Source organism: Arthrobacter sp. efr-133-R2A-120 (assembly GCF_030209835.1).
In the GTDB taxonomy this organism is placed as follows: domain Bacteria; phylum Actinomycetota; class Actinomycetes; order Actinomycetales; family Micrococcaceae; genus Arthrobacter.
On sequence record NZ_JARVRF010000064.1, the window covers coordinates 38,866 to 55,643 of the forward strand.

A 16,778-nucleotide genomic window follows, 5' to 3' on the forward strand; every position below is an offset into this window, starting at 1 on the left:
TTTCAGTGATCAGGGGAACTAGGAAGTGGCCGACTTGAGCGCCTGCGTGAACTTGGACAGGCCTGCCTGGATTTCATCGCTGCTGACGTTCAGCGCGGGGATGAGACGAATGACGTTGCCATGCGGGCCGCAGGTGAGCAGCAGGAGCTCTTCCTTGATGGCAGCCTGCTGGACCGCGAGTGCGGTTGCCGCGTCGGGAATGTTGCCTTCGGCGGTGAATTCGACGCCCTGCATGAGGCCGCGTCCGCGCACGTTGCCGATTCCCGGGAATTCTGCCTGGAGCGCGTCCAGCCCTGCCCTCAGTTCGTCGCCGCGCAGCAAGGCATTTTCCACCAGGTTCTCCCTCTGAATGACACCCAAGGTGGCGACACCGGCTGCTGCTGCGACCGCGTTTCCACCATAGGTACCACCTTGGGAACCAGGCCAGGCCTTGCCCATCAAATCCGCCGATGCGGCAATAGCCGAAATCGGGAAGCCGCTTGCGAGGCCCTTTGCGGTGATGACCACGTCGGGCCGTATCCTGGCCCAGTCGTGCCCCCAGAACTTGCCCGTCCGGCCGACGCCGGCCTGGACTTCATCGAGGATGAGTACGATGCCGTGCCGGTCTGCCCGTTCCCGAAGTCCTTGGAGGAAGGCAACAGGCGTGGGGATGTATCCGCCGTCGCCGAGGACGGGTTCGATGATGAAGCCTGCCGTATCGGCCGGGGTGCTGACGGTCAGAAGGAGGTGGTCCAGTTCCTTCAAGGCAAATTCGACAGCCGTGGCTTCATCCCATCCGTACCGGTACCAATGCGGGAAGGGAGCTACGTGCACGCCGCCCATCAGGGGGGAGAATCCTGAGCGGAACTTGGTTCCGGCGGTGGTCAAGGACGCCGCAGCCACCGTCCGCCCGTGAAAGCCTCCCTGGAAGGAGATGATGTTGGGGCGGCCGGTTGCCATGCGGGCCAAGCGGATGGATGCTTCCACGGCTTCTGATCCGGAAGTCGCGTAGAAGACACTGTCCAATCCTTCGGGCAGGACGCTGCCAAGGAGTTCCGTCAATTCCAGAAGGGGCTTGTGCATCACAGTCGTGTACTGGGCGTGGACAATCTTGCCCACCTGATCACGGGCTGCGGCCACGACGTCAGGGTGGCAATGGCCAGTGCTGGTGACGCCAATCCCGGTGGTGAAATCGAGGTACTTCTTGCCGTCGGTCGCGTGGATCCAGCTCCCGAGTGCGTAGTCGACGACTACGGGAGTTGCCTGCTTGAGGAGGGGGCTAAGTGCTGCCATGGCTTCATACTTTCTTAGTAACTGTAGATTGTCAACAATGCACGATCCAGAGTTCACCCGGGGAACCCATAAGAAGTCGCTAAATCTTTTCGAACCTGTGGGGCCGAACGAAGTCCAGCCCGTCGAACCAGCGCTTACCGAGGGCTTCGCTGGCTGCGATCTCGCCGTAGCCGGAAGCCATTTTGAATCCGGCGCCTGAGAATCCAGTTGCGGCGTAGATCCTGCTGGAAGTGTCGAGGAAGCCCAGCAAAGGCTGGGAGTCCGCGGTGTAGAGGTCCGGGAACGCGTCCGAGCGAACGATGCTGGGGAAAAGGCCGGGGAAGAACTCACGTACCGTCTCGGTGGTTTCGGCGATCTCCGCTGCGGTGAGGTCCCTTGGCACTGAGTCAGCCGCTGGTGTTGGCGCCCCGCGACCATCCAAGGTGGCCTTTACAGTCACTCCGTCAACGCTCGGTGCACCGTACATGGAGCGGTCTCCGGAAATCCTGATGAACACGGGGAATCTCTCCGGGGAGAATTCCGCCGCGTCTCTGGCCACGAACCAGGACAGGAATATCCGCCGCGTCTCGGTTGCCGCTTTCAGATAGTCGGGCATGAGCTTTTGGGACCAGCCGCCGGACGCGACGATCACGTTTTCGAAGGTCCACGACTCGTCGCCCGAGGTGACGACCACGCCGTCGTCCGTTTCCTGGATGCTGTCGATCGGCGTGTCGGTGACCACTGCCGCCCCGTTTGCCTGTGCGGCGGCAACTGCCGCCGTCACTGCACGGTCAGTGCGCAGGGCGCCGGCATGCGGATCGAACACGGCGCAGTCATCAGGCCGAAGGTTGTGCTGCGGATACCGTTCCGCCATGGCGTCGCGGCTCAAGATCTCATGCTCAGCCCCGTTGACCCGGGTCGTTTCGAGCAGGGCGGCGATATAGGGGCCGTCAACCGTCCCGATCGATAGCCCGCCGCAGCGCGTCAGAATGTCCTGGCCCGATTCCGCCTCGAGTTCGGCCCAGAGGCCGCGGGACCGCTGCAGGATGGGGTAATAGTCGGGTCGTCCGCGATATAGCATGCGGAAGAGACGGGTGTCGCCCCCGACGGCGCTACGGGCATGACCCGGCGCCTGCGCCTCGAATCCGACGATGGAATCGGTCAAACGGGAGGCCTGCCACAGGGCCATGCTTCCGATGCTGCCCAGGCCGATCACGGCCAGTTTTCCGTCCATCGTTCAGAGCACCTGCTTCAGGAAGGCCTGGGTGCGGGGTTCTTTGGGGTTGGCAAGGACCTCCCGGGCGTCGCCGCGTTCGACGACGAAGCCCTCGTCCATGAAGATCAGCGAGTCCGCGACTTCGCGGGCGAACCCCATTTCATGGGTGACGACGACCATGGTCATGCCTTTTTTGGCGAGGTCCTGCATGACCATGAGGACTTCGCCGACTTTCTCGGGGTCCAGGGCGCTGGTGGGTTCATCGAAGAGCATGATCTCAGGATCCATCGCCAGGGACCGTGCGATGGCGACACGCTGCTGCTGTCCGCCGGAAAGCTGGGCCGGGTAGTGGTCGCCGAAAGCGTCGAGTCCGACGCTGGCCAGCAGCTCGTCGGCCCGTTTGGCTGCCTGCTTCTTGTCACCGCGTTTGACCAGCACGGGGCCGGCCATGACGTTCTCCCGTGCCGTCATGTTGGGGAAGAGGTTGAACTGCTGGAAAACCATGCCCACCCTGGTGCGCTGCTCGGCGAGCTTCTTTGGACTGAGGGCGTGGTAAGCGGTGTCGGTCTCGTAGTACCCGAAGTCTTCACCGTTGACCTTCAAAACCCCCGAGTCGACGGTCTCGAGCCCGTTGATGCAGCGAAGGAGCGTTGATTTGCCGGAGCCGGACGGGCCGATGATGCAACAGACCTCACCGCAGGCGATGTCCAGGTCGATGTTCTGCAGGACTGTTTTGTAGCCGAACGATTTTCGGATCCTACGGGCGTGTATGGTGCCGTCGTTACTCATCGGGCAACACCTTCCGGTTCTGTCAGCACAACCTTCTTCGCGTTCCGGGGAAGCCTGGAAGATGTACGGGAGTATTTTTTCTCGAGCAGGGATTGCGGGTAGCTCAGAAGGAGGGTCATGACGAGGTACCACAGGCTGGCAACGATCAGCAGCGGGATGGTCTCGTACGTGCGGGCGTAGATGAGTTGGGCGCTTTGCAGAAGCTCTGCGACGCCGAGCACGCTGACCAGTGAGGTTTCCTTGAACATGCCGATGAATTGGTTGCCGGTGGCAGGAATGATCGATGGCATGGCCTGGGGAATGATGACCTTGCGCATTTTCGTTGCGCCGCTCATTCCCAATGAGTCGGCAGCTTCAATCTGGCCCTTGCCCACGGCGGAGAAGCCGCCGCGAATGATTTCTGCCATGTACGCGGCTTGATTGAGGCTCAAGCCAATCAGGGCTGCCGTGATCGGTGCCATCAGGGCGTTGATGTCGACCGCCGTGCTGATGTTAGTGAACGGAATGCCGATGGTCAGGTTCGGGTAGAGGGCGGCGATGTTGAACCAGAAGATCAGCTGGACCAGGACCGGCGTACCCCGGAAAAGGGTGATGTAGACGCCCGCCGTGGCAGCGATCGGCTTGATCCGGGAGGATCTCATGATCGCCAGCGCCAGGCCCAGAAGGGTGCCCAGGAGCATGCTGGCGACAGTAAGGAAGATCGTGAGCATCAGCCCACTGATGATTGTTTGATAAGTGAAGTACTTAGCGACCACGTCCCACTTGAAGTTGGGGTTGGTCGACACGGAAACGAGGATGCCCAGGCCAATCAGGCTGCACACCACCCAGGCCACGTATTCGAAGACGCTCCGCCGCCGCAGCCTTGGCTTGAGCGCCGGGTCGGTCCCATCTATCTTGTTCCTGCTTCCGCGACTGATGGTTTGCACCATGGGAGCACGCCTCCTAGTTGAGCTTGGCATCCGTGATGGCACCCGATTCGAGGCCCCAGTTCGAGAGTGACTGCTTGTACTCCGGGCTGTTCAGGACCGACTGGACGGCAGCCTGAAGAGCGGGGGTCAATGCCGAACCTTTCTTGAGGCCGACGGCTGTAAGGTCGCTCGAGCCGACGTTGATCTGGGGGGTGAGGATAGTGAAAGCGCCAGGCTGCTGCTTCGCGGCCCACGCGAGGGAGGTGGTGTCGTAGAGGATGCCGTCGATGCGCTTTGACGCCAATTGGGTCAGCGCCTCCTGGACGTTGGGAAGCGTCACGGCGTTAATGGCCGACTGTCCTTTGGAGGTGCACGTTTGATCCGAGAGGGCCGGGAGGCGCTTGAGCTGGCCCGTCGAACCGGCTGTGACGGCAATGTTCTTACCGCACAGGCTCTCATTCGTGAGCTTCAGCGGATTGCCCGCACTCACGGCCACTGAGTTGCCGGCCTTGAAGTAGTTGATCATATCCAGGACCTTCAACCGCTCGGCTGTGGGGGACATGGTAGTGACGGTGAAGTCGTAGCGGCCGCCGTCGATACCGGGAATGATGGTGTCAAACACGGTGTTCTCGAACTTCAGCTTCAGCCCAAGCTTCTTGGCCACCAGGCGGGCAACGTCCGGATTCAGGCCGATCGGAGTCTTGTTGTCATCCGAGAGGAAGGTGGTTGGCGGGTAGTGAAGGTCCATCGCCACCGTCAGTTCACCTTTGTCCTTATAGGACTGCGGCAGCAGCTTGACCGCGGCCGCATCGGGCTGGACGCCCTCGGAGATGTCAGCGGTATTTGAGGCTTTGGAGCTGTCCGGTGCCGAGGTGCTTGTGGCGGTGCCTCCGCAGGCGGTCAGTGCGAGCAGCACAGCCAGTGCTGCGGCTGCGGTTTGTGCCTTTGTTCGAGTCTTCATAATGCTTCCCTTCGAAGGGGTAGTCAGTTGGTGGTTGTCACCGGGGAGGGGAGAGAAGTGTGATCCGAATCTCTCCGCCGTCTAATGCAATGCAACCCCCTCAACAGTAGATTGTCAACAATTTACAGAAACTTTTTCGGAGGCCGGATCGGTTCTGAATCGTTCCGGTCGGTCGCGTTCAAACTGTTGACAATTTACAATTTGCAAGCCTAGAGTCGAGTCATCGGGCAGGATCTTCCAGCCTGGCGGGGACCCGTTCCCGGCCCACCACGCGCTTCCCGAAACCTCCAATACGCAGGGACGGCAACCGCTTCCATTTCCTGACAAAGAACGGAACCGAACATGGCAGAGACCAATTTCCGGCCGAAGTACATCTCTTTTGATATCTACGGCACGCTCATCAACTTCGACATTGACCCCACCACGCGTCGCCTGCTGGATGGCCGCATCTCGGAAGAGCAGTGGCCGACCTTCAAGAAGCAGTTCCGTGGGTACCGGTTCGACGAGGTCCTGGGCGACTACAAGCCTTACGAGCAGATCCTGCAGGATTCCTTTGACCGCGTGTGCAAGCGGTGGGGCATTGGACCGACCGAAGGTGCCGGCGCAGAGTTCGCTGAGGCGGTACGCGGCTGGGTTGCCCACGAGGACGTACCGGCTCCGCTGAAGCTCATGGGCGATAACTACAAGCTGGTGGCCCTCTCCAACGCAGACACCAGCTTCCTGGACATCAGCATTCCGAAGCTCGGTGCAGACTTCCACGCCGTGTTTACCGCTGAGCAGGCCCGGGCCTACAAGCCGCGCTACCAGGCGTTCGAGTACATGCTGGACACCCTGAACGCCAAGCCGGAGGACTTCCTGCACGTCTCCTCGCACACACGCTACGACATGCATCCGATGCACGACTTGGGCTTCCGGAACCTCCTCCTGCTGGACCGTGGTTATGACCCCGTCACCACGGGCTACGACCTCTTCACTGTTAAGTCCCTGGACGAGCTCAACAAGCACCTCGGTCTCTAAACCGACTTCGAGGCGAAAGGTCACACCGTGAAACTTGTTCCTTACTGGCTGGACACAGCCGAGCCTTCCGGCGACTACCGGCAAACATCCGTGCCGGAAAATGTTGATGTGGCGATCATCGGGGCCGGATTTACCGGGCTCTCCGCAGCCCTTGAATTTGCCCAGCAAGGCGCCAGCGTCGCTGTCTTCGAGCGCCACACAGTTGGTTGGGGCGCCTCCGGACGTAACGGGGGCATGGCAACCACCGGCTTGGCCATCAGTTTCAACACAGCCGTCAAGCGGTACGGGAGTACCCGTGCCGTGGAGATGTTCCGCGAATACAACGACGCGATCGACAGCATCGAGAAGCTTGTCCACGACAACGGCATCGACTGCGACTACAAGCGCTTCGGCAAGCTTTCGCTGGCCTTCCACAAGTCCCACTACGAGGGGATGCTGAAGTCCCAGGAGCAATTGGCGAAACTTGCCGACTACTACGTGAAGGTCATTCCCGAGTCGGAGATCCACAGCGAAATCGGTACGGATTTCTATCACGGTGCAATGCTTGATCCGCTCGGGGCCGGCCTCCACGTAGGCAAGTTCGTGCACGGCTTGGCCGGTGCAGCCGCTGCTGCCGGTGCCCACATTTGCGAGAACGCCGGCGTCACCGAGCTGAAGAAAGTCTCCGGCACGGTCCATGACGTACACACCACCCGTGGCATCACACGGGCCAAGCAGGTTCTGGTCGCCACAAGCGGATACACAGGCAATGTCACACCGTGGCTGCAGCGCCGCGTGATTCCGGTGGGCAGCTTCATCATTGTCACCGAACCCTTGCCGGAGGACGTGGTGAACCGCATCCTTCCGCACAGGCGCCAAGCCTCGGACAGCAAGATGCTGACTTACTACTTCCGGATCACCCCGGACAACAGGCTCCTTTTCGGCGGACGTGCTCGATTTGCACTGTCCAGCCCGGATTCAGATGTCAAGAGCGGCGAGATCCTGCACAAGGCGATGACTGAGCTCTTCCCGTATCTTGCCAACGTGAAGGTGGACTACACCTGGGGCGGCTTGGTGGACCTCTCCATGGACCAGATGGTCCATGCCGGCGTGCACGATGGCCTGTTCTATTCGCTCTGCTACAGCGGCCACGGCGTGCAGATGGCCGCCCACATGGGCAAGAAGATGGCCCATTACATGGCCGGAGACAAGCAGGCGAACGTGTGGGAAGACCTTAAGAACCCGCCGGTGCCCGGCCACTTCGGCCCGCCGTGGTTCCTGCCCTTCATTGGCGGAGCCGCGAAGATTATCGACCGATTCAGTTAGGCAAGAGAAGGTTTCCTATGAGTTCGTCAACAACCGTCGCTGAAGCGCGCCCAAAAACAGCAGAAGAAACGGCCTACAGGCGGGCAAGCATAGCCGCGCTACCGGGTGGTGCATTCCTGGAAGGCCGTTGGGAGAGAGCCGAGATGATCCTGGAGGTCCGGGATCCCGAAGACGGTGTCCTCTTGGGAAATGTGTGTTCCTCGACCCCACAGGATGTGCGGCGGGCCGTAGCCTACATTCATCGGCACCTGCAGGACAGTGAATGGCCCCTCCGGGCCCGCCGCGAGGCTTTGGAACGTGCGGCCGTGCTTCTGGCGGAGCAGTCCGTTCGCTTCGCGGAGCTCATTGCCGCAGAGAGCAGCAAGACCATCAACGAGGCCGAACGTGAGGTGCGCCGCTGCACCGAAACGTTGCGGCTCTCCGCTGCTGCGTCCAGCGAACTCAATGGAGAAACCCTCGCTTTTGAGGACAGCATGGCCGGAGCAAACAAGATCGGATGGTACAACCGCAAACCGGTGGGAATCGTCGCCGCCATCACGCCCTTTAACGATCCGCTCAATCTCGTGGCACACAAGCTGGGGCCGGCGCTCATCGGAGGCAACGGCGTCGTGCTCAAGCCCTCAGGCCGAACGCCGTTGACCGGGCTGGCCTTCGTCCAGCTGCTGCTGGAAGCCGGTGTCCCTGCCGGACGCATCGCTGCGATTGTCGCCGGACCCGGAGTCTCCGAGGCGATCGTGACGGACCCGCAGGTAGACCTCATTTCCTTCACCGGCGGCCCGAAGACGGCGGACCGCATCGCTGCCGCCGCAGGTGCCAAGAAGATCCTCTCGGAACTGGGCGGCAACAACGCCACGATCGTCTGCGCCGACGCTGAACCAGCGAAAGCCGCTGAGGCAATCGTTGCCGGCGCGTTCGGAGTGGCCGGCCAGAATTGCCTTTCGGTCCAGCGCGTCTACGTCCACATTTCGCTGTTCGACGAGGTCCTCGAACACGTGATCACCGGGACCAAGGCGCTCCGCTTCGGGGCGAAGTTCGATCGCAGCACGGACATCGGCCCCCTCATCACCGAAACGGAGGCACGCCGGGTGGAGGAATGGGTGGACGAGGCCAAGGCTGCGGGCGCCACCGTCCAGGTGGGCGGGCAGCGCAGCAACGCCTTCTACGAGCCAACTGTTCTCACCGACGTGCCGGCGGACTGCCGGGTCATCCGCGAGGAAGTGTTCGGCCCGGTGGTCAGCATCATGCCGTTTATCCAAGCCTCCGACGCCATCCGCGCGGCCAACGATTCCGAGTACGGGCTCCAGGCTGGAGTTTTCACGGAATCCATCGATCTGGCTTTGGCGATTGCCGAGAAGCTGGATGTGGGGGCAGTGGTGATCAATGAGACCAGCGACGTCCGGATCGATTCCATGCCCTTCGGCGGGTTCAAGAAATCCGGTGTTGGGCGTGAAGGCGTCAAGCACGCCGTCCGTGAAATGACCGAACCCAAAAGCACCATCATCAAACTGGCCGAGCCGGCCACCGGGTGGCAGCAGTTGACGACCGCAGAACGGAATGCATCATGACCACCCACAAAATCGCGGTGATCGCGGGCGACGGCATCGGCAAGGAAGTTGTCCCGGCGGCCATCGAATGCCTTGAACGCATCGCCGGACTCCACTCGTTGCACCTTGAGTTCACCTATTTCGACTGGGGATCGGACTACTACGCCGAGCACGGGCGCATGATGCCGCTTGACGGGCTCGAACAGCTGTCAGCGCACGAAGCGATCTTCCTGGGCGCTGTGGGCTCGCCGTCCGTCCCGGACGCTGAATCCCTCTGGGGGCTGTTGATCCCCATCCGCCGCGAATTCCAGCAATACATCAACCTCCGTCCAGTGAAAACGCTCGACGGCGTGAAGTCGCCCCTCGCGTCCAAGGAACCGATCGATATCCTCATCGTGCGTGAAAACAACGAGGGGGAGTACTCGGAGGTCGGCGGCCGCGCCTATCGCGGGCTGCCGCATGAAACCGCGGTCCAGGAAACCATTTTCACCCGGCTGGGAGTGTCGCGGGCAGCGCACTACGCCGCATCGCTCGCATCCTCCCGGAAGGGCCGACTGACCTCGGCAACCAAGAGCAACGGCATCATCCACACCATGCCGTTCTGGGACGAAGTGGTGGAAGAGACAACCCGCCTCTACCCCGACGTGACGCTCACCAGTGAACTTGTCGACGCGTTGTCCGCGCATCTGGTCCTGAAACCCTGGACCTTCGATGTCATTGTTGCCTCCAACCTGCTTGGCGACATTCTCTCGGACCTTGGCAGTTCCGTCACCGGCTCCATCGGTGTAGCCCCGAGTGCCAACCTCAATCCCGAAGGTGACTTCCCGTCCCTCTTCGAACCTGTCCACGGATCAGCGCCGGACATTGCAGGCAAAGGCCTGGCCAATCCGGTAGGCCAGATGTGGTCCGGAGCAATGATGCTCCAACACCTCGGGTACCCGGAAGCTGCCGAGCACCTCCAATTGGCCTTCGAGTCCGTCCTACGGGACGGCCTGGGTACCCGCGATGTCGGAGGACCGTCCTCGACCTCCGAATTCACCGCCGCCGTCCTGGCCGCCATTGACGTCATCGACGCCGTTGGGGCGGTGGACGCCACGACGGGAAACACGCCGCCGGCAGCAACGGCGTCGTCATGACAGCTACGGAACGCAAGCGGCCCGTCGTCGCGGTCCTGTACCGGGAGGCTTTGCCGCCCCGGCTACAGGAGATCGAGGAGCTGGCGGATGTCCGCCTTAGCAAGGCCGATGGGCTTGCTAAGGCGTTGGACGGCGCGGACGTGTTGTACCAGTGGCACTCGTTCTCACCTGCCTTGAAGGAGAACTGGGCCGCAGCCTCGTCGCTGAAGTGGGTTCATGCCTCGGCGGCAGGCGTCAGCCAGCTGCTTTTCGAGGAGTTGGTCCAAAGCGGCGTTGTCTACACGAACTCCCGGGGTGTGCTCAGCAGGGCCATTGCCGAATTTGCGCTCGGGTTCGTTTTGGATTTGGCCAAGGATGCGCAGGGTTCGTTCCGGCTCCAGCAGCAACAACGCTGGCAGCACAGAACCACGCAAAAGATCCATGGCAAAAATGCGCTGGTGGTGGGCATCGGATCGATCGGACGTGAAATCGCGCGCCTGTTCCGTGCCGTGGGCATGGAGGTCAGCGGTGCCGGACGCGCAAGTCGTCCCGGGGACGATGATTTCGACTGGATCTACTCTTCCCAAGACCTGCCCGGCATCGTCCATGACTACGACTATGTTGTGCTCGCCGCTCCGCTGACCGCGGAGACCAGGGGACTGATGAACGTCGACGTGCTTGCGTCCATGAAAACGTCGGCGCACCTCATAAATGTGGGCCGCGCCGAACTTGTTCACACCGGCGCCCTGACTGAAGCACTGGCATCGGGCTCGATCGCCGGTGCCGCCCTCGACGTCGTGCACCCGGAGCCGTTACCTGGGGGACACGCGCTTTGGAGCATGGAGAACGTCATCATCACCCCTCACATGAGCGGTGACGCTGAAAACTATCTCGATGACCTCAGCAAGCTGTTCTTGGAGAATCTGGGACGGTTCGTCAAAAGCGAACCGTTGTTGAACGTGGTGGACAAGACCCTCGGATTTGTCCCTGTTTCCTGATCCAGAAGGCGTCTAAGGAGCCGCAACATGCCCACTATTGCCAACGCGTATATCGCCAATTCGGCTACGTCCGCACTGCAGCCCGGCATCATTGAACGCCGCGATCCAGGTGAGTTCGACATCAAAATTGCCATCAAGTTCAGCGGCATCTGTCATTCCGACATCCACACTGCGCGAGGCGACTGGGCAAGCGTCAACTTCCCGATCGTTGTAGGACACGAGATCTCGGGAATTGTTGAAGCTGTCGGAGCCAAAGTGACGCGCCATGCCGTGGGCGACCGGGTAGGTGTGGGCTGTTTCGTGGATTCATGCAGGAACTGCGTCAACTGCCTCGCAGGCGAGGAGCAGCACTGCCTGTCGGGATCGACGAGTACCTACAACTCGGTGGGCCGGGACGGCCGGCCCACCGCAGGCGGCTACAGCAACAGCATTGTTGTGGACGAGAATTACGTTCTGCGGATTCCCGAGGGCATTTCACTCGAAACAGCCGCACCACTTCTATGCGCCGGGATAACCATGTACTCGCCCCTCCGCAATTGGGGTGCAGGCCCGGGAACGCGGGTGGCCATTGTCGGCATGGGCGGGCTCGGCCACATGGGCGTCAAGATCGCAACAGCGCTCGGGGCGCAGGTGACGGTGCTCAGCCAATCGCTCAGGAAGCAGGAGGACGCGCTCCGTTTCGGGGCGGCGGCCTGCCACGCGACGTCGGATCCCGCCACTTTCGCGCGCCACCAAGGCTATTTCGATCTAATCATCAATACCGTCTCCGCGGACATCGACATCGATCAGTACCTTTCCTTGCTCGCCTTGGACGGCACCCTGGTCATCGTGGGGCTGCCCTCGAAACCACTAACACAACGGGCCTGGTCACTGGCCAGTTTCAGACGCAATCTGGCCGGTTCAAAGATGGGCGGCATCAGGCAGACGCAGGAAATGCTGGACTTCTGCGCCGCCCATGGGCTCGGCGCCGAGGTGGAGGTGATTCCGGCCGGCAAAATAGCCGAGGCTTTTGACCGAGTCATTGACAGTGCGGTGCGGTACCGCTTTGTCATTGACGCCGCGACGTTCTGATCTTCCGCATTTCGAGTGTTTTGGCGAGTCGGGTAACGCCGAGTTCCGTCCGCTCAGGGGTTTGCGAGGCAAAGCATAGACGCAATGCGTTGCCAAACTGTCCTGCCACGGAAAACGCCGCATGGCGAAGCTGACAATATCGTGGGTCTGCTCCTGCAGCAGTGACGTACTTGAATCGATGATGGAGCCGACAAGGCTTTTGGCGCGGGCCGCCCACGGAAGGCTTGCTGGCTCAACGGATGGTGCTGACACGATGGATCTCGCGTTGGTCATCGGAACGCTCCCAGTTGCGCATGGACAGACAGGAGAACGGCACCCAGGGCAACGATTCCGACGCAGGCCTGTGACAAGGAGTTGGTTCCAAACATCCTCCTACGCCTTGTGCTCCAACTGGACGGCCGGTTGTGTAAGAGGGTAATTGTGCTAGTCAGGAACCCCGCTGCAATAAGCATGACGAGGCTGCCCATCAGACCTCCCAGTTGAAGGATCCGGGATGGCCGTCATGTCCCGCTGCGGCCACAGCCTCCTGGGCAGGTGTGGACAACGCCATGATGAGCAACTCGTAGTCGTCCTCTATGTGGAAGAGTCGACGGTCACCGATGGCATCGGTCACCCAGATCATTCGGCCATCTTCGGTTCGTTCGTCAATAGTGCCCCTGTGGCACTGCATACCGCGCCGGAGAAGCGTGACGATGTCTCCGCGCTGGAGGGATGTCCACAGAGACACCTGACTGGACGCACGACCGCTTTGTCGCATCTTTATCTGCCTTTCTGGTCCGGCGCGAGATAAGGAACTTTAGCAGTCTATCGTCGATTGTTGACAATTGCTAGACCTGTGGAGCCGGCAGTTTCGACGGAGGCGGGGCATTGTCGACAAGCGTTGCCGACGCTCTTCGCGACAACGTCCAGGCGGGGCAAGAACTAGGTCGAGGCTTCGATTTCCGCTAATTGTAGAGGGAGTTCGGGATCTCCCCGAAGGATGCCAGTGCCGCCTAGTAGCGGGATGGGGCGAGCGGGGAAGTTGCCCGCCTCGGGGTTGTCGACAATCCAAGAGCAAAAAATCGTTGACAATCGACTATTTCGATGGAAATGTGTTCCGCACCACTTCAATGTGTGTTTCGCATCACTTCTTGGACCAACTCCACCGCATCCCCTGACTAAAGGCAGTTTGCATCATGCGAAGAAGCAAAGCAGTCCTCCTCGGCGCATCAGGCGCCACCCTTGCGCTCACCATCAGCGCATGCTCGTTCTCCGGTGGAAGCGGCAACGGCGCCGCCACCGGAAGCGGGAACGCCATCATCGACATGCAGTTCACACCAAGGGCGAACTTCGCCCTGGAGACCGACGACGCCTTCATCCTCAGCCAGATCGGCTGCCTTGAGACCCTCGTGCGCTACGACGAGGGCACCGGCAAGCTGCAGCCCTCACTCGCCACGGCGTGGAAACAGACGACGCCGACGACGTGGGACTTCACTATCAGGGACGGCGTCACCTTCCAGAACGGCACGAAACTGACGGCGGCGAACGTCGCGGGCGCGCTCTCGCGTGCACTCCACGTCGAGACCCCTGCCCGGTCATTCAAGCCCAGCGTCGTCAGCGACGTCAAAGCACTCGACTCCAGCACCGTGCGCGTGACTTCGCCGAAACCCAACGCCCTGATCCCGTTCAATCTGGCCAGCGTGAACACCGGCATTCTTGCACCGGAGGCATTCAAGGCCAACCGCGTCGACCCGATCGGCGCCTGCACCGGCCCGTTCAAGGCGACGGCCTACACCCAGGGGCAGTCGATGAAGCTCGTCCGCAACGACCAATATTGGGGCGCGAAGCCAGCCCTGGGCAGCGTTGAGGCAAAGTTCGTGCCGGACGGAGCGACGCGGGCTACCCAGGTGAGGACCGGCGAGGCCGACATCGCCCTGGGCATTCCGGCCTCGAGCCTGGCGGACCTCAAAGGCGACAAGAACGTCGTCGTGACCCAGACAGGCGCCCCCAAAACCAACGGGCTGTATCTCAACACATCCAAGGCGCCATTCAATAACCCAGACGTCCGCCGCGCCATCCAGCTCGCCATCGACACCTCGGCAATCGCCTCCCAGGTGTACGACGGCACCGCACAGCCCGCAATCGGTCCCTTCGCTCCGAACGAGCCGTGGTCGCCCAAGGACCGAGCGGCGAAGCAGAACCTGGACCAGGCCAAGGCCCTGCTGAAGTCCGCCGGGGTCGACCCCGGCAAGCTCAGCCTCGAACTTCTCGGCTATACCGAGCACCCCGAGTTCCCCGACCTCGCGACGGTGATCCAGTCCGACCTGGCCAAGATCGGCGTGACCGTAAAGGTGCGGATCGCCGACTACGCTGCCATTGAGCCCAGCCTCCTCTCGGGGAAGTACGACATGGCGCTGCTGTCGCGGAACCACCTCATCGACATCCCCGACCCGCTCGGGTTCCTCTCATCCGATTACACCTGCAAGGGCTCCTTCAACATCAGCCACTACTGCAGCCCGGAGCTGGACAAGCTCATCGCCGACGCCGGCAGCAAACCAGAGGTACAGGACCGGGACGCCATCTACGCCCAGATCGCCCAGAAGCTTCAGGACGACGCGGTCACGGTCTTCCTCGTGCACGAGCAGAGCACCGCTGTGGCGCGCGCCAATGTGAAGAACTTCCACATTGACCCGTTGGCCAGGGACGCCATCACCCCGACGCTCACAGTCGGCGGCTGAACGAAAGGAGAGCAAGGTGATCTTCTTGCTGAGACGCTTCGTCGTCCTCCTCTGCACGCTGGCCTCGGTGTCGTTCCTCGTGTTCCTGATCCCCTACTTGACCCCCGGGGACCCGGCCCGGAAGATCCTCCAGGCCCGGACGGGGGAGCTGAACCTGGACCCCTCGGCGGTGGAGGCCGCCCGAGTCCGCTATGGCCTCGACAAGCCCGTGATCGAGCAGTACTGGAACTGGGGGCAGAATGCCCTCCATGGCGACTTGGGTCTGTCGTACACGAGCCGCACCCAGGTCTCCGACCTGGTGGGCAGCGCCCTTGCGGTGACGACCTCCCTGGCCGTCGCGGCACTGTTCATCGCCTTGGTGGCGGCCCTTCCCCTCGGGTCACTGGCCGCGATCAGGCGCGGAAAGGCCTCCGACATCGCCATCACGACGGTCACCCAGGGCTTCGTCGCGCTCCCCGAGTACTGGGTGGCCCCGATGCTTGTCCTGGTGTTCGCCCTCAAGCTCGGGATCCTGCCCTCCGCCGGATGGACCGGACCGGCGTCGATGATCCTCCCCGCTGTGACCCTCTCGCTCCGCCCGCTGAGCTACTTCACCCAGGTGACCCGGGCATCGATGGTGGACGTCCTGGAGTCACCCCACCTCACAGCCGCGCGTAGCCGGGGACTGAGCTTCGCCCAAGCGATGCTCAGGCACGGGCTGCGCAACGGCCTCCTGCCAGTGGTGACGCTGTTCTCCATCTGGCTTGCCGGACTGCTGGGCGGCTCGGTCGTCATCGAGGTCATCTTCGCGGTCCCCGGAATGGGGAGGCTCCTGTACCAGGCCGTGACCGACGGCGACGTCCCGGTCATCCAGGCTGGAATCGTCTGCATCGTCGCACTCACGGTCCTGATCACCACGCTGACCGATCTGCTCTACGCGCTCATTAACCCGACTGTGAGGTCCTCGAATGTCTCGCGTTGATAACCCTGCAGTTGATAACCCTGCAGTTGATAACACTGCATCCGGGGCACTGGATGGCGTTCTTGACCCCGCGCCATCGCCTGGCGCCCCGCGCATCCGCGGCTTGCGGCGCCTTCGGGCCTGGCCGTGGAGCCTGCGCGTGGGCCTGTTCGGCGTCCTGGCCGTGGTCCTCGTGCTCCTCGCCACGCCGTGGAGCGCCCCGTTCGACCCCGCACTCCAGGACCTGTCCAATAGGCTGGCGCCGCCCAGCGGCGCCCACTGGCTCGGCACTGACCAGCTCGGGCGCGATGTCATGAGCCGGCTCATGTGGGGCGGCCGGTTCTCAGTCACCATAGCGGCCATCACCCTGACCATCTCCGCCGTGTTCGGCACCCTCTTGGGAATCGTGTGCGCCCGGAGCAAGGGAGTGCTCGACGAATTTGTCATGCGCGTTTCGGACGTCCTGCTGGCCTTCCCCGAGATGATCGTCGCGATGTTCCTGGTGTCGATCCTCGGCGCCGGGTACGGCACGCTGATCCTGGCGCTGGCCGTCGCCGGGTGGACCCCGTTCGCCCGCCTGGCACGCGCCCTGACGCTGGAGATCAACTCGCGCGACTTCATTGAGGCGGCCGAGAGCCTAGGCTTTTCGCGGACCTTCATCATCCTGCGCCATCTCCTCCCGAACGCGTTCAGCCCTCTCCTGGCCCATGCCTCGGTGCGCTTCGGGCACACGCTCATCACGGTGGGTGCGCTGTCCTTCCTCGGTCTTGGCGTCGCGCCGCCGGACTCCGACTGGGGCTCGATGCTGGCCGATGGGCTGCCCTACATGTCACGCGCCGCGGGGCTGGTCATCTACCCTGGCCTTGCGATTTTCCTCACTGCTCTCGCAGTGACGCTGACGGGCAGGGGCATCAATGTCCGACCGGGGCGACAGGGGCGAGGCTGA

The 16,778-nt window shown here is 62.0% G+C and carries 15 protein-coding genes; 9 read left to right on the forward strand and 6 right to left on the reverse strand.

Features of this window, described 5'->3' with window-relative positions:
* Nucleotides 1-18: 18 nt before the first annotated feature.
* From QRN52_RS22045 to QRN52_RS22065, 5 genes are all read right to left on the reverse strand, one after another.
* Nucleotides 19-1,272: an aspartate aminotransferase family protein gene (locus QRN52_RS22045; protein WP_284755841.1), complete on the reverse strand. Its 1,254-nt coding sequence runs from the start codon at nt 1,270-1,272 to the stop codon at nt 19-21.
* A gap of 79 nt (nt 1,273-1,351) precedes the next feature.
* Entirely contained in the window at nt 1,352-2,485 is a 1,134-nt protein-coding gene (locus QRN52_RS22050) for an FAD-dependent oxidoreductase (RefSeq protein WP_284755843.1), read from the reverse strand.
* Between the two features lie 3 nt (nt 2,486-2,488).
* Nucleotides 2,489-3,256 (reverse strand): amino acid ABC transporter ATP-binding protein, encoded by a 768-nt coding sequence (locus tag QRN52_RS22055; RefSeq protein WP_284755845.1) that lies wholly within the window; start codon nt 3,254-3,256, stop codon nt 2,489-2,491.
* Nucleotides 3,253-4,185 (reverse strand): amino acid ABC transporter permease, encoded by a 933-nt coding sequence (locus QRN52_RS22060; RefSeq protein WP_284755847.1) that lies wholly within the window; start codon nt 4,183-4,185, stop codon nt 3,253-3,255. The genes QRN52_RS22055 and QRN52_RS22060 overlap by 4 nt, the downstream gene beginning before the upstream one ends.
* A gap of 13 nt (nt 4,186-4,198) precedes the next feature.
* Entirely contained in the window at nt 4,199-5,125 is a 927-nt protein-coding gene (locus QRN52_RS22065; RefSeq protein ID WP_284755848.1) for an ABC transporter substrate-binding protein, read from the reverse strand.
* Nucleotides 5,126-5,467: 342 nt separating this feature from the next.
* Between QRN52_RS22065 and QRN52_RS22070 the strand changes: the two genes are divergently transcribed.
* The 6 genes from QRN52_RS22070 to QRN52_RS22095 are packed head-to-tail and all read left to right on the forward strand — an operon-like array spanning nt 5,468 to nt 12,175.
* Entirely contained in the window at nt 5,468-6,142 is a 675-nt protein-coding gene (locus tag QRN52_RS22070) for a haloacid dehalogenase type II (RefSeq protein WP_284755849.1), read from the forward strand.
* 27 nt (nt 6,143-6,169) lie between these two features.
* Entirely contained in the window at nt 6,170-7,447 is a 1,278-nt protein-coding gene (locus QRN52_RS22075) for an NAD(P)/FAD-dependent oxidoreductase (protein WP_284755851.1), read from the forward strand.
* A gap of 17 nt (nt 7,448-7,464) precedes the next feature.
* Nucleotides 7,465-9,012 (forward strand): aldehyde dehydrogenase family protein, encoded by a 1,548-nt coding sequence (locus QRN52_RS22080; protein WP_284755853.1) that lies wholly within the window; start codon nt 7,465-7,467, stop codon nt 9,010-9,012.
* The gene (locus QRN52_RS22085; RefSeq protein WP_284755855.1) at nt 9,009-10,127 is read left to right on the forward strand and encodes a tartrate dehydrogenase; all 1,119 of its coding nucleotides are present in this window, start codon (nt 9,009-9,011) and stop codon (nt 10,125-10,127) included. Before QRN52_RS22080 ends, QRN52_RS22085 begins: the two co-directional genes overlap by 4 nt.
* Nucleotides 10,124-11,104, forward strand: a complete 981-nt coding sequence (locus QRN52_RS22090; protein WP_284755857.1) for a D-2-hydroxyacid dehydrogenase — start codon at nt 10,124-10,126, stop codon at nt 11,102-11,104. The genes QRN52_RS22085 and QRN52_RS22090 overlap by 4 nt, the downstream gene beginning before the upstream one ends.
* 27 nt (nt 11,105-11,131) lie before the next feature.
* Nucleotides 11,132-12,175, forward strand: a complete 1,044-nt coding sequence (locus QRN52_RS22095; protein ID WP_284755858.1) for an NAD(P)-dependent alcohol dehydrogenase — start codon at nt 11,132-11,134, stop codon at nt 12,173-12,175.
* Nucleotides 12,176-12,641: 466 nt separating this feature from the next.
* Here QRN52_RS22095 and QRN52_RS22100 read toward each other — a convergent pair whose 3' ends face one another.
* Nucleotides 12,642-12,797 (reverse strand): hypothetical protein, encoded by a 156-nt coding sequence (locus QRN52_RS22100; RefSeq protein ID WP_284755859.1) that lies wholly within the window; start codon nt 12,795-12,797, stop codon nt 12,642-12,644.
* Nucleotides 12,798-13,350: 553 nt separating this feature from the next.
* On the opposite strand from QRN52_RS22100, the gene QRN52_RS22105 reads away from it, so the two are divergent.
* Genes QRN52_RS22105 through QRN52_RS22115 form a run of 3 tightly spaced genes read left to right on the forward strand, consistent with a single transcriptional unit; the run spans nt 13,351 to nt 16,778 of the window.
* Nucleotides 13,351-14,892 (forward strand): ABC transporter substrate-binding protein, encoded by a 1,542-nt coding sequence (locus QRN52_RS22105; RefSeq protein ID WP_284755860.1) that lies wholly within the window; start codon nt 13,351-13,353, stop codon nt 14,890-14,892.
* 16 nt (nt 14,893-14,908) lie between these two features.
* Nucleotides 14,909-15,853, forward strand: coding sequence for an ABC transporter permease (locus tag QRN52_RS22110; protein ID WP_284755862.1), 945 nt, complete (start codon nt 14,909-14,911; stop codon nt 15,851-15,853).
* The gene (locus QRN52_RS22115; RefSeq protein ID WP_284755863.1) at nt 15,840-16,778 is read left to right on the forward strand and encodes an ABC transporter permease; all 939 of its coding nucleotides are present in this window, start codon (nt 15,840-15,842) and stop codon (nt 16,776-16,778) included. Before QRN52_RS22110 ends, QRN52_RS22115 begins: the two co-directional genes overlap by 14 nt.